At 72.8% G+C, this 12607-nt stretch carries 11 protein-coding genes; 4 read left to right on the top strand and 7 right to left on the bottom strand.

Annotated features, from left to right (window positions below; all coding sequences use genetic code 11):
• Positions 1-182: 182 nt before the first annotated feature.
• Both SSQG_RS28170 and SSQG_RS41515 read left to right on the top strand, forming a co-directional pair.
• Positions 183-479, top strand: coding sequence for a hypothetical protein (locus SSQG_RS28170; protein ID WP_003993301.1), 297 nt, complete (start codon positions 183-185; stop codon positions 477-479).
• A 1059-nt stretch (positions 480-1538) separates the two neighbouring features.
• Positions 1539-1754 (top strand): hypothetical protein, encoded by a 216-nt coding sequence (locus SSQG_RS41515; RefSeq protein ID WP_158681119.1) that lies wholly within the window; start codon positions 1539-1541, stop codon positions 1752-1754.
• A 1253-nt stretch (positions 1755-3007) separates the two neighbouring features.
• Here SSQG_RS41515 and SSQG_RS41950 read toward each other — a convergent pair.
• From SSQG_RS41950 to SSQG_RS28185, 4 genes are all read right to left on the bottom strand, one after another.
• Entirely contained in the window at positions 3008-3166 is a 159-nt protein-coding gene (locus SSQG_RS41950) for a DUF6760 family protein (RefSeq protein WP_086025119.1), read from the bottom strand.
• Positions 3163-3690, bottom strand: coding sequence for a hypothetical protein (locus SSQG_RS28175; protein ID WP_039933770.1), 528 nt, complete (start codon positions 3688-3690; stop codon positions 3163-3165). Before SSQG_RS28175 ends, SSQG_RS41950 begins: the two co-directional genes overlap by 4 nt.
• Positions 3690-4133, bottom strand: coding sequence for a phage tail protein (locus SSQG_RS28180; protein WP_003993305.1), 444 nt, complete (start codon positions 4131-4133; stop codon positions 3690-3692). Before SSQG_RS28180 ends, SSQG_RS28175 begins: the two co-directional genes overlap by 1 nt.
• Before the next feature lie 72 nt (positions 4134-4205).
• Positions 4206-5795 (bottom strand): phage tail sheath subtilisin-like domain-containing protein, encoded by a 1590-nt coding sequence (locus SSQG_RS28185; RefSeq protein WP_003993306.1) that lies wholly within the window; start codon positions 5793-5795, stop codon positions 4206-4208.
• 293 nt (positions 5796-6088) lie between these two features.
• On the opposite strand from SSQG_RS28185, the gene SSQG_RS28190 reads away from it, so the two are divergent.
• Both SSQG_RS28190 and SSQG_RS28195 read left to right on the top strand, forming a co-directional pair.
• The gene (locus SSQG_RS28190; RefSeq protein ID WP_003993307.1) at positions 6089-7507 is read left to right on the top strand and encodes a hydrolase; all 1419 of its coding nucleotides are present in this window, start codon (positions 6089-6091) and stop codon (positions 7505-7507) included.
• 4 nt (positions 7508-7511) lie between these two features.
• Positions 7512-8933, top strand: a complete 1422-nt coding sequence (locus SSQG_RS28195; protein WP_039933771.1) for an RICIN domain-containing protein — start codon at positions 7512-7514, stop codon at positions 8931-8933.
• A 31-nt stretch (positions 8934-8964) separates the two neighbouring features.
• Here the strand turns inward: SSQG_RS28195 and SSQG_RS28200 are convergent, their stop codons facing one another.
• From SSQG_RS28200 to SSQG_RS28210, 3 genes are all read right to left on the bottom strand, one after another.
• A complete protein-coding gene (locus SSQG_RS28200) occupies positions 8965-11073 on the bottom strand; it encodes an ATP-binding protein (protein ID WP_078506934.1) in 2109 nt (702 codons plus the stop codon).
• Positions 11070-11753 (bottom strand): DUF4255 domain-containing protein, encoded by a 684-nt coding sequence (locus SSQG_RS28205; protein ID WP_003993310.1) that lies wholly within the window; start codon positions 11751-11753, stop codon positions 11070-11072. The genes SSQG_RS28200 and SSQG_RS28205 overlap by 4 nt, the downstream gene beginning before the upstream one ends.
• Positions 11754-11917: 164 nt before the next feature.
• The gene (locus SSQG_RS28210) at positions 11918-12586 is read right to left on the bottom strand and encodes a helix-turn-helix transcriptional regulator (RefSeq protein WP_003993311.1); all 669 of its coding nucleotides are present in this window, start codon (positions 12584-12586) and stop codon (positions 11918-11920) included.
• Between the last annotated feature and the right edge of the window lie 21 nt (positions 12587-12607).

Below are 12607 nucleotides of genomic sequence, written 5' to 3' on the forward strand. Positions count from 1 at the left end.
AGTAGGGGGGTGGTGGCGGTGAGGGGGTGGGTGTGGGTCGCTGTGCGGGGGGCGCCATGTGGTGAGTGAGGGTGGAGGCGACCGTGGCGGCGGCGGCCGCGGCGAGGGCGCCGGTGGCCGAGGTGGCCGACTTCACCGGGGCCTTGGTCGAGCTCTTCCACTTGCGGCCGAAGCGTTGAACGGTGGGCGTCGAGGAGGGTGAGGTCGGCTGGTGGGGCCGGGGCGGAGTGAGCGGGGCGACCGGGAGGGGAGCGCCGGGTGGTGCGGGCTCGATCGGCTTGGTGAGCGGGGCGCCGACGGGGGAGCGGCGGGTGGTGGTCGCGGTGGCCGGAGTGGTGCGGGGTGTGCCAGGGCTCGTGTGCGTGGGCGCGCTGGGGAGCGGGGCGCCGAGGCCCGGGCGGGGCGGGCGCGGGGTGGGGCCGGGTGCCGGTGTGGAGCCGGTGGGTGTCGTGGTGGCGCCGGTGGCCGTGGAGTGCTGAGAGCGTGCGGCGTCGGACGGATGCCGTTGGACGGTGGGGCTCGGTGAGTCGGGGGAGACGGTTGTGCGTCGTGGGGTGCCGGGCGTGGTCGACGGGTGGCTCGTCCGGCTGCTGTTGCCGGGGGTTGCGGGTGTGGCCGTGACGGAGGGCGGCTGTGGGGCGTCGGGCGGGCCGGGCGGCGTCTGGGCCGGGGCGGCCGGGCCCGCGGCAGCGGACGGTACCGCGCGACGACCCGGGGTGCGCTGGCCGGTGGTCGGCCGCTGCACGGGGAGTGCGCCGGATTTCGGGTTGGTGCTCTGGGGCCCGGGCAGGGGAGCGGGACCGGGCAGGGGTGCGGTGGCGTTGTGGGCAGGAGGGAGAGGCGCCCGTTGTACCGGGGTGCCGCCGTTACTCGGCTGCGTGTTCCGGGGCTCGGTGGTGCCGACCGAGGGTGTATTCGGCTCGGCTGCCGTGGGTCCGGGGGCTTCGGCCGTAGGAAGTTGCGCTGGGGTGCTGTTCGTTGTCGTGGGTGACCCGCCCGCTGTGTCGGCGGTGGTCTGCGCGGGGCGTATCGGCCTGGCCGCGGTCGGGGCGGCCTGCCTCGGCAGGGCGTGCCGCTGTACGACCCGAACTCCCGTCCCGGTCCGCGCCTTTGTCAGGGAACCCGGCTCGGACAGGGGCGTCGCAGGTACGTGGAGCGCCGGGGCGGTTCCTCGTGCTGCCGCTCCCGAGGGAACGGCGGCCGGTCGGGCCTGTCCACCCGGAGTATCCGCAGGGGCAGTTGAGGGCGCGGGCGTGCGGGCAGGGGCTGTGGGCGCGGCGGGGGGCAGCGGCCGGCTGGCGGGGACGGCTGGACGCGCCGGATCACTGTGAGAAGCCGGACGGGCAGCGGAGCGCACGGATTCACTCGCCGGAGCCGCAGGGGCAGCTGCACTCTGCGGCTCACCGGCCGGGGCCGCCGGGGTGGCCGGACGCAGGGGATTGTGCACGGGAGCTACTGGGGCTTCCGGGCGCCCTGACTCATCTGCCGGGGCTGCCTGGCTGGGGTTGCTGGGGCTGCTGGGGCCGACCGTGCCGCCCGTGCCGCCCGTGCCCGTCTGTCGGCCCGGACGCGCGGGCGCGGGCGCGGACGACGGCGTGCCGGCGGGAGCCGGTACGGCCCCCGCACCTGCCGCCGAGCCGGTCGTCAGGCTCTCCGAGGCAACGGGCCTCACGCCAACGCCCGCGTCGGGCGACACCCGTGACGACGCGCCGCCCGGCGACGCCGCCCGGCCGCCGCTCCTCGGCATGCGCTGAACGACGCGTCCGGTCCCCGTGCCTTGGTGACCGCCGGTCGCTGGATGCTTGGTCGGTGCCTTTTCGGCACCAGGGGTTCTGGGGGTGCCGGTCGCACTCGGAGGCACGGTGGGGGACAGCGATGGCGAGGCGGCTGCCTGTCCGTCCCCGGACATGGGCTGCACGACGGGTCCGTTCCCCGTGCCTGGGTGGCCAGTGGCGGTTGAATGCCTGGTAGGAGCCTTTGCAGCGCCGGGGTTTCCGGGGGTACCGGTCGTCGCCCCCGGGGGCATGGCGGGCGACACCCGCGACGACGTGCCGCCCGGCGACACCGCCCGGCCACCGCCGCTCCTGGGCGCCTGTTGCACGACGGGTCCGCTCCCGGTGACCTGTTGACCACCTGCTGGCGACCGCTCGGCCGCTGCTCTTCCGGCACCGGAAGGCCGGGGAGCGTCGGTCACTCGTGACGGCCCGCCCGGCGACACTGCCCGGTCGCCGCCACTCCCGGGCGCCTGTTGCACGACGGGTCCGCTCTCAGTGACCTGCTGACTACCTGCTGGCGACGGTCCGGCCGCTGCTCTTCCGGCACCAGAAGCCCTGGGAGCGCCGGTCACTCGGGACGATCCGCCCGGCGACCCAGCCCGGCCACCACCGCCACTCGGCGCCCGCTGCACGACGGGTCCGCTCCCGCCGCCCCGTCGGCCACCTGCCGCAGGACCCCTGCCCGGAGTCCGTCCAACAGCCGAAGTCCGTCCAACAGCGGGAGTCCGTCCGACAACCGGAGTCCGGGGAGCAGCAGCCGCCTCCGGCCCCCTCGGCGGAAGTGCCCGCAGCGGCACTGCCGGTGCACGCTCCGGCACCGGCTCATACCCGGCCACGGGCAAGGCACCCGCGTGGCGCTCCAGGCCGAACATCGGACGGGCCGTCGTGGAGCGCGGGACGTCGCCGAGTACGGCGCTCGACCTGCCGTCCAGGACCGAGTGGGACTCCGTACCGGCCAACGACGGGTTCTGCCACGTCGGCAGCCGCCCACCGAACCCGGCATCCGCGACCCCGGCCCGCTGCTCCGGAGTCAGGGCGCGCTGAATCGGCGGCAGCTTCGGCCAAGAGGCGGCCACCACCGCGCGAGCCTGCGCCCCGGAGCCGCCGCCCAGATCAGCAGACGGCACCTCCGGGACCGAACCCCCGTCCCCACCGGCAGACGGGGCCTGCGGAACAGGCCCCCCGCGGTCCTTCCGCCCTCGCCCCCGCACCCGCTCGAAGAACCCCACCCCTCAGCCCTCCGCCCCGGCCCGCGTCACGAAGGACGCGATCTGCTCGGTGAAACGGCGGCGGTCGTGGTGCTCCAGGTTCAGGATGTCGTCCATGCTCCAGTGGAAGTGGTAGGCGACGTACGCGATCTCCTCGTGCAGCCGGTCGGTCGCGTACGTCACGATTCCCCCAGGCGGCTCCCGCCGAGTTCCACCTCGAAGGGCTCGGAGCAGTGCGGGCACTCCACCGCCGCCCGGGTGTGGCCCTCGGCGTTGATCTGGCGGTAGAAGTCCTGCAGGAACGCCAGGTCCGAGGCGAACATGTTCTCCACGATCCCGTCGTGGACCATGGGCAGCGCGCCCAGCCGGGTGATGACCCGGCCGAGCAGGACCACCGACAGGTACGCCGGGTTCTCCTGGACGCGGACGTCCCGCAGGGGGACCAGTTCGTCCCGCGCCGTCGACAGGCGCATCACCCCGTCGCGGTGGACGGTGCCGGACTCGTCGACGTAGCCGCGCGGCAGCTGGAAGGGGAACTCAGTGCGCAGGTGGTCCTGTTGCGGAGGCGGGGCCTGCGCGGCGGAGGCGGGGGAGTCCACGGCCGGGACCGGGCCCGGCCCGGGCCCCGTCTCCACCGGGGCCTGTGCCGGGGCCTCCACCCGTGCCTCGGGCGCGCCCCCGCCCGCCCTCGCAGCCGTACGCCGCATTACTCGATGACCAGTTCTTCGAACACGATGGTCACGGTCTCCGTCAGGGCGGCCGCCTCCCCGGCCTTCACCGTGCTCGTGTCGATCTTGCTGCACCAGGCGTTGCGCAGGTTGTACCGCTTCACCGGGTTGTCCTCGAAGTCCATCATGATGATCGAGGCGTTCTTGCGGGCCGTCGCCATCCGGCCCGCGATGGAGTCGTTGATCCACTGCGTGAACGACGCCGACTGGGTCATACCGCGCACGACGGTGCACTGCCCGTTCTTCTGCACGCCCGGCAGCAGGGACACCTCGGGCCTGCCCTGTGCGGAGTTCTGCTGGTAGGTGATGACGTCCTGTTCGAGGGTGAGGCCGCTGACCTCGGCGAGGTACTCGACCATCACACCGTCGATCTGCAGGCCGAAGTTGTGTGAGGTGAGGGCGTCACCCGGCTGGAGACTCATGCGTTCGCTGTCCTTGTGAAGGAGGTGGAGGAGGTTGTCAGGGGCGTACGAGGGGGGAGGCGGACGGGCGGGTTACTCCTCCAGCTCGCCGCTGCCGCTGGAGAACTGGGCCAGCCGGAAGATCACGAACTCGGCGGGCTTCACCGGGGCGATACCGATCTCGCAGATGACCCGGCCGACGTCGACCGACTCCGGCGGGTTGGTCTCCTCGTCGCACTTGACGTAGTAGGCCTCCTCGGGCCGCTGGCCGAAGAGCGCGCCGCTGCGCCACTCGTTGACCAGGAACGCCGAGATGTTGCGGCGGATGCGGGCCCACAGGTTGTGGTCGTTCGGCTCGAACACCACCCACTGCGTGCCGATCAGGATCGACTCCTCCAGGTAGTTGAAGTACCGGCGGATGTTGAGGTAGCGCCAGGCCGGGTCGGAGGAGAGGGTGCGGGCACCCCACACGCGGATGCCGCGGCCGGGGAAGGCGCGGATGCAGTTGACCCCGATGGGGTTGAGCAGGTCCTGCTCGCCGCGGGTGATCTGGATCTCCAGGTCGACGGCGCCGCGCACGACCTCGTTGGCGGGCGCCTTGTGCACCCCGCGCTCGGAGTCGCTGCGCGCCCAGATGCCGGCGACGTGGCCGCTCGGCGGCACGAGCCGGGACTGGCCGCTGGCCGGGTCGAAGGTCTTGATCCAGGGGTAGTACAGGGCGGCGTACTTGGAGTCGTAACCGGCCGTCTCCTGGCGCCAGACCCGGATCTGGCGGGCGTTCAGGCCCGGCGGCGGGTCGATCACGGCGACCCGGTCGCCCATCAGCTCGCAGTGCGCGATCAGCCCGAGCTGGACGGCCTTGACGGCCTCCAGGTCGATCGCGCCGCGCTGGTAGGCGGCCATCAGGTCGGGGACGGCCACCATGGAGATCTCGTCCACGGCCTCCAGGCCGCCGAAGCCGGTGCGGTCGGCGGAGTCGCCGAGGTACTGCGCCGGGCCGGGGTGCGAGGCGTCCGCCGTCTCGACCGGGGCGGCCGGTGCGGGCGCGGGGGCCGCCAGCGCCACCGTCTGGTTGTCCGGGCGGGCCAGCTGCGCGGCCGGCGCGGCCTCGGTGACGGTGATGAGCTTGGAGCGCTCCTTGACCTGGGTGACGACGTAGTTGCGGCCGCCCTTCTTGGCCGTCACGTCGAACGTCTCGGCGGCCTTGCCGCCGTCCTTGACGATCAGTTTGAACCGCTCGGCGGGGCCCTCGCCCTCCGGGTCGGCGACCTCGACGCTCAGATCGCCCTGGGCGATGGCGGTGACCGTGAAGGTGCCCAGCTGCTTCGGCTCACCCGCGGGCAGCTCGGCCGGGGCGGCGCCGGACCGGCCTGTGACGGCCGCGGGCCCCCGTCCGGCGCCGGCCGACGCGTCCTCGGCGGAGCCGCCCACCCGGACGACGTACGCGGCGGAACCGCCGTTGTTGAAGAAGCCGTAGACGGAGTGCGCGAGGTAGTACCCGTCGGTGAACTCACCGAACGCCGCGACGTACTGCGTCCAGTTGGTCACCAGGGTCGGCTCGTTCAGCGGTCCGGTCGGCGCGAGCCCCACGAAGGCCGCCACCGAGGTCCCCACCCCCTCGATCGGGCGCGAGCCGCTGGCCACCTCCTCGACGTAGACGCCGGGCGACAGGTAGGACGGCATGCTCTGCTCTCCTCGGGGTACGAGACACGAACAGCTCTCACCCTCGCGCGCGGCGGAGCGTCCCGGAAACGGCCTCCGGTGCCGGAGCGGGGGCAATCCGGTTGCCCGCGAGGGCAGGACGCGGGCGCGGGCGCGCCCTCATGAACGCCGATTTCCGCACCCTGTTGGCCCTGACGGCGACCGGGGCACAGTCCCCCGCGACCCGACGGCCCCGCGGCATGGTCCTTTCGGTCAGGCCATCGTGCCCCCGCGCTTCCTGACGTGCCACCGGCACCCCGGCTAGCGTCGCGACAGTGAGCCTGTGGACTTCCCTGGAACCCGCCTCCGCGACGGTGGACCCGGGCGGCAGTACGACGGTGCGGCTGCGGTTGCGCAACACCGGTGATGTCGTCGATGAGTATCGCTTCGAAGCGGTGGGGCCGGTCGCGCCGTGGACGTCGGTCGAGCCGTCTTCTCTGCGTCTGTATCCCGGTACGACGGGGACGGTGGAGTTGACGTTCGCGCCGCCGCGCGGTCCGGATGCGACGGCGGGGCCGAACCCGTACGCGGTGCGGATCACGCCGAGCGAGCATCCGGAGGCGACGACGGTTCCCGAGGGGAACCTGACCGTCACGCCGTTCACGGAGGTGCGCGCGGAGTTGGTGCCGCCGACGGTGAAGGGTCGGTTCCGGGGTCGGCCCCGGCTGGCGGTGGACAACTTGGGCAACACCAAGCTGACCGCTTCCCTCAGCGGCAGTGACAACGGTGACGAGCTGTCCTACGACCTGCATCCGGCCAATGTCCAGATCGAGCCGGGCCGGGCCGCGTTCGTGAAGACCACGCTCAAGCCGAAGAACATCATCTGGTTCGGCGCGAAGGAACAGCGTCCGTACACGCTGGACGTGCTGCGCTCGGGCGTCGACCCGATCACTGTGGAAGGGACGTTCGTCCAGCGCGGGTTCCTGCCGCGCTGGCTGGCCACCTTCTTCGGTCTCTTCCTCGGCCTGGCGATCACGTTCGCGATGCTGTGGATCGCCTACAAGCCCGCCGTGACCAGCGAAGCCGAGCGGACGGTGGCCGCCGGTGCCACCCTCGCCCCGAGTGCCTCGCCGACGCCCTCACCGGTTCTGCCACCGGCCCCCACGGAGACCAGCGCACCGCCGTCCCCCGACCCCGGTGGGGCGGGCGGCGGCTCCGGAGGAGGCGGCGGGGGCGGCGCCCCCACGGTGACGGCCAAGCCGAAGGCGGACACGGCGGCGACCGCGGTGAACCGCCTGGCCGCGGGCGACCCCGGCGGACGGCACATCTGCTACCGCGCCTTCGTCAAGGGCGAGGGCTGGCAGAAGCCGGTGTGCGACGGCACCGTCAGCGGCACGGTCGGGCAGAACAAGCCGATCAAGGCGCTCAACGTGGCGGTGTACGGCGTTGGGGGGTCCGCCGGAAACGCCATGGTGCACGACCCGCAGTCGACCAACGGCCAGGGCGCGTGGCGGCCGAGCTGGACGGCGATCGTCGCGGACGGCAAGGACAACTACATCGGCGGCACGAAGAGGGACACCCCGTTCCTGGTGAACTTCGTCTACAACGTCGGTTCCGGTCAGGCCTGCAACGAGGCCAAGGTCCGCGACCGCGACTGGAGCGGCCAGGTCTGCAACAAGGCGCGCCCCGACCTCAACACCGCCGGGACCTTCGACAACTCGCTCTGGCTCGAAGCCATCAAGCTGACGGTATGAGGACATGACTCTCTGGACTTCTCTCGAGCCCGCCTCCGCGACGGTGGACCCCGGCGGCAGCACGACGGTGCGGCTGCGGTTGCGCAACACCGGTGATGTCGTCGATGAGTACCGCTTCGAAGCGGTGGGGCCGGTCGCGCCGTGGACGTCGGTCGAGCCGTCTTCTCTGCGTCTGTATCCCGGTACGACGGGGACGGTGGAGTTGACGTTCGCGCCGCCGCGCAGTCCGGATGCGACGGCGGGGCCGAACCCGTACGCGGTGCGGATCACGCCGAGCGAGCATCCGGAGGCGACGACGGTTCCCGAGGGGAACCTGACCGTCACGCCGTTCACGGAGGTGCGCGCGGAGTTGGTGCCGCCGACGGTGAAGGGTCGGTTCCGGGGTCGGCCCCGGCTGGCGGTGGACAACTTGGGCAACACCAAGCTGACCGCTTCCCTCAGCGGCAGTGACAACGGTGACGAGCTGTCCTACGACCTGCATCCGGCCAATGTCCAGATCGAGCCGGGCCGGGCCGCGTTCGTGAAGACCACGCTCAAGCCGAAGAACATCATCTGGTTCGGCGCGAAGGAACAGCGTCCCTACACCCTCGCCGTGCAGCGCTCCGGCGCCCAGGCCGTGCCCGTGGAGGGGACGTTCGTCCAACGCGGGTTCCTGCCCCGCTGGCTGGCGACGTTCTTCGGGATCCTGTTCGCCCTCACGCTCACCTTCGTGATGCTGTGGATCGCCTACAAGCCCGCCGTCGGCACCAAGGCCAACCCCTCGCCGGCCGTCGAGGCCGCCAACACCCTCGCCCCCTCCCCGAGCCCCACCCCTGCCCTCACCTCGGCGCCGCCACCACCGTCGCCGACCCCGCAGGAGCCGGAGGGCGGTGACGACGGCGGCGGAGGCGGCGGAGGCGGCGGGGCCGCGCCGCCCCCGGCCAAGAAGCCCCCGAAGCCCGTGGTGCCGGCGACGAACGTCGTGCTGCGCAACACCACCACCAAGAGGTGCGTGGACGTCCCGGGCTACGAGAATGGCCAGGCCGAGGGCCCCGTACGCCAGTTCACCTGCAACGAGACACCGCAGGACAACCAGCTGTGGGACCTCGACGTGAAGTTCCCGAAGACGGGACCGGGCGGCAGCGCGCTCTTCGTGATCCGCAACGTCAAGGACCGGCTGTGCGTGGACCTGCCGGCCAAGGGCGCGGCTCCGGTGCGGTCCAGGATCCAGGAGTTCACCTGCGACGGCACGACCGACGACAACCAGCTGTGGTGGGTCGACAAGCAGGAGAGCGGCGCCTACTGGATCCGCAACTTCGCGAGCAACAACAAGTGCCTGGACGTGGCCGGTTACAGCACGGGCGTCAACGACACCAACCTGACGCTCTTCGACTGCTCCAACACGGACGACCAGGAATGGGACATCGTCCGCCCGTCGCAGGGATGACGGACAGGCCCTGACCCCGCAAGGCCGGCCGCTACCAGGTGCCTTCCCCCGGCACCAGGCGGCCGGCCTTGCGGTACTCGCGGCGGGCGCCCTCCAGCAGGTCGGCCGCCGTGACCGGCTCCTCCCGCCCGGAGGCCAGATAGGCGGCCGTCACCACGGCACTCCGGATCGAACCGCCCGCCAGCTCGAAGTCCCGGACCACCGGTCCCAGTTCGATGCCGTCCGCGCTGGGCACGTGCGACAGGCTGTGCCGCCACAGGGCGAGCCGCTGGTCCGCGTCCGGGAACGGGAAGTCGACCACCAGGTCCAGCCGCCGGGTGAACGCCTCGTCGATGTTGGCGCGCAGGTTGGTGGTGAGCAGCGCGATACCGTCGAACGACTCCAGCCGCTGGAGCAGATAGGCGCTCTCCAGGTTGGCGTACCGGTCGTGCGCGTCCTTGACCTCGGACCGCTTGCCGAAGACGGCGTCGGCCTCGTCGAAGAGCAGCACGGCATCGGTGCGGTCGGCCTCGGTGAAGATGCGTTCGAGGTTCTTCTCGGTCTCACCGACGTACTTGTCGACCACCGAGGACAGCTGGACCACGTAGAGGTCGAGACCGAGGTCGGCCGCGACCACCTCCGCCGAGAGCGTCTTGCCGGTGCCGGACTCGCCCGCGAACAGGCCGAGGACACCTCTGCCCCGGCCGCCGCCCGCGCTGAGCCGCCAGTCGCCGAGGACCCGGTCGCGGTGGCGGGCGCGCAGGGCGAGTTCCCGCAGCTGGGACAGGGGCCCCTCGGGCAGGACCAGGTCCCGCCAGTCGACGGCGGGCCGGATCCGGCGGGCGTGCTGCTCCAGGCCCGAGGCCGACTGCCGGCGGGCGGCGAGCCGCAGGTGCGCGGGGGACAGCGGGGTGCCCTCGAACGCGGCGAGGCCCTGCGCCGCGCGGACGGCACGGGTGATGTGGTCGCCTGCGAGGCGGTACGGGGCGACGGTGGCCGCCAGGTCGAAGTCCGGCTCCCCGCCGAGGGCGGCCGCCCAGGCACCCACCGCGCCCGCACGCCGCGCGGGCGCGTCCAGGACGAGCGGGTCCCCGTCGCACCACTGGGGGTCGTACGGGCCCGTCCCGGTGACCAGCACGGGTACATCGGCAGCCTCGGCCAACTGCCGGAAGAGCGCTGCCGGTTGCTTCGGCAGCCCGGTGACGACGACGGCGTGGCCGCACAGCCGGGCCTCGCGCAACAGCTCCGGAACGCGGTCCTCGGGGCCGGAGAAGCGCACGGCGGAGACGCCCGAGGCGTGCAGCGCCGCGGCGACGCAGGGCAGTCCGTCGCCCTCGCGGCGCTCCCGCAGATACGCGGTGACCGGGGGGCCTGCGGTGAGCCGGCCGGCCAGCCGGTGGACGAAGCGGGAGAACTCCGCGTCTTCCACGCCCGGGGTGTCCGGCGGTGGTGCGGGCAGCGGATGCAGATGCCCGGCGAGCGCCGCGTCGGGGGTGTCGTCCCCGAGCAGATGCGCGACGAGCCGGTCCGGCACCCGCAACGAGCGGCTGAGGAAAGGGCGTTCGGGCTCCTCCACGGTCAGCAGCCCGAGGGTGGCCAGCGGTGCCGTCGGGCGCAGCCGGGCGCGGGCCCCGGCCAGGTGGACGGAGACGCCGCACAGGTCGAGGGCCAGGGCGACGGTGGCCCGGCGCCTGCTGACGTCGTCGTTGAGATAGCCGTACAGCGGCTCGAAGCCGCGGTCCAGGTCCGGGGCGAGGGCGGTGAGGAGCAGCGCGCTGTCCAGCGCGGTCAGACCGAGCCGCGCGGACAGGTCCGCCAGGCGGTCACCGGGCGGCCCCCCGGGCCCGGGGCAGTCGAGTGCCAGCGGCTCGGCCGGCCGCAGCAGATGCCGCACGGCCTCCTCCGAGAGGTACAGGCCGCGCAGCGGGTCACCGGCGGTCGGGTCATCGGCGGAACGGTGCTCGACCAGGAGGGAGACGCGGTGACGCAGTTCGGAGAGACGGGTGAGGAGGGCGTCGACGGGGGAGGGGTGTGGTCCTCCCGGGCCGGGGCTCCCCGGGCGGGGCCTCTCCTGGCCGGGGTCGGCCGGGCCGGGGCTCTCCGGGCCGGGGTCTTCCAGGCCGGGGCCGGCCGTGTCGGGACCCGGGGATCGTGTGGTCATGTCGTCGTGTTCCGTCCTCGGGCGCGCAGCGCGGCCCTCCGGGCCTCCTTCGCCGCCTCCACCTGCCGGGGCCGGTGGGCGCGTTCCTCCGTGCCCTGCGGTGTGCCGTCGAGGGCACGTGTGCGCACCACCGCGCCCTCGGTGACGGGCGGCCCGGCGTCGTACTCGGGGTAGGCCGGGAAGGGCGCGGTGATCACCAGGTCCAGGGAGGGCTTCAACTCTCCGCCGAGCGCGGACCAGATCTCCGCGAGGGAACGCGACTCCGTCTGGATACCGGCCACCGACACGGGAATCGTCAGTCCCAGCGCGGCGAGCGAGGAGGGCAGTTCGGAGGGCGGCAGCAGCTCTCGCGGGATCAGCGTGGCCAGCACGGCGGACAGCAGCCGGTGTTCGTCCTGGGGTTGTTTCGTCCACGCCGTGACCAGGTACGACAGCCGGAACCAGCGCGGCGGCTGACGGCGTTTGACGACGATGTCCCGCTCGTCGTGGACCGGGACATGGCCCCGCTGACGGCGGTTGATGTCCTCGCGGATGTCGTACAGATAGGCGTTGATCGTGGGCGAGTTGCGGCGGGCGGCCCAGTCACGGGTGGGCGCGTCCAGGGCGACGTCGATCCCGGATCCGGCCAGCGCTCCACCGCTGAGCAGGCCCTTGAGGACCTCGTCCACTTCGTGGATCACCGATGCGCTCCCGCTTCCGCCCTGCCGTGCTCGTCCCCGCGTGTCACCCGCTGCCCCGCCCTGACCGATCGTGCCTTTTCTCCCGTCCGCGCCCGCAGGGGCGCCGGGGACGGCGGCAGGGCAGAAGGCGCTGCCCACAGGGGCGAATTGGGGTGCCCGTTCGGTCAGATGTAGCCTTCCCGCAGGGCATGGGCCACGGCATGGGCCCGGTTGCGCAGGTGCAGCCGGGTGGTCAGCCCGTGCATCACGTTCTTGACGGTGCGTTCGGAGTAGGACAGCTTGCTGGCGATCTCACCGGTGTCGAGTCCCTCGGCCACCAGCCGCAGCACGTCCAGTTCACGCGGTGTCATCCCCGAGGCCGGGGCGCCTGGACGGCCGGCGGTGCCGCGGTGCAGGGTGCCCACCTGGTTGATGAGCCGGCCGAGCAGATCGGCGGGCAGGTCCCCGTCGCCGCGGGCGGCCGCGAGCACGGCCTGCACCAGGCGGGTCGCGGTGGCCTCCCGCCGCCACACGATGGCACCGACCCCGCACTCGATGACGTCGAGCAGTTCCGTCTCCCGCAGGGCCCCCACGACGAGCACCGCACGCGCGCCCTCGCTGCGCACCAGCCGGCGCAGCCGGGTCAGTGCCGTGTCGTCGAGCACGTCGTCGATGAGCAGGGCCACCGTGCCGGGACCGGAAGCGGTCTCCTCCCGCAGGTCGATCTCCGGGAAGCGGCGCAACTGGCTGACCGCCCCCTCGCGGGAGATCGGGTCCGTGGCATGCACGGCCACGGGTATCCGGACCGTGGAGTCGGCCGTGCCGGGGCGAGTGGTCCGCGATGAGCTGAGCAACCGTTTCCCCTATGTCCGCGT

The sequence above is a fragment of the Streptomyces viridochromogenes DSM 40736 genome (assembly GCF_000158955.1).
GTDB lineage: Bacteria > Actinomycetota > Actinomycetes > Streptomycetales > Streptomycetaceae > Streptomyces > Streptomyces venetus.

Excerpts from the sequence above, each read along its gene's own strand:
- SSQG_RS28175 (WP_039933770.1), bottom strand. The coding sequence starts at position 3,690 with ATGCGGCGTACGGCTGCGAGGGCGGGCGGGGGCGCGCCCGAGGCACGG.
- SSQG_RS28180 (WP_003993305.1), bottom strand. The coding sequence starts at position 4,133 with ATGAGTCTCCAGCCGGGTGACGCCCTCACCTCACACAACTTCGGCCTG.
- SSQG_RS28185 (WP_003993306.1), bottom strand. The coding sequence starts at position 5,795 with ATGCCGTCCTACCTGTCGCCCGGCGTCTACGTCGAGGAGGTGGCCAGC.
- SSQG_RS28195 (WP_039933771.1), top strand. The coding sequence starts at position 7,512 with ATGACTCTCTGGACTTCTCTCGAGCCCGCCTCCGCGACGGTGGACCCC.
- SSQG_RS28200 (WP_078506934.1), bottom strand. The coding sequence starts at position 11,073 with ATGACCACACGATCCCCGGGTCCCGACACGGCCGGCCCCGGCCTGGAA.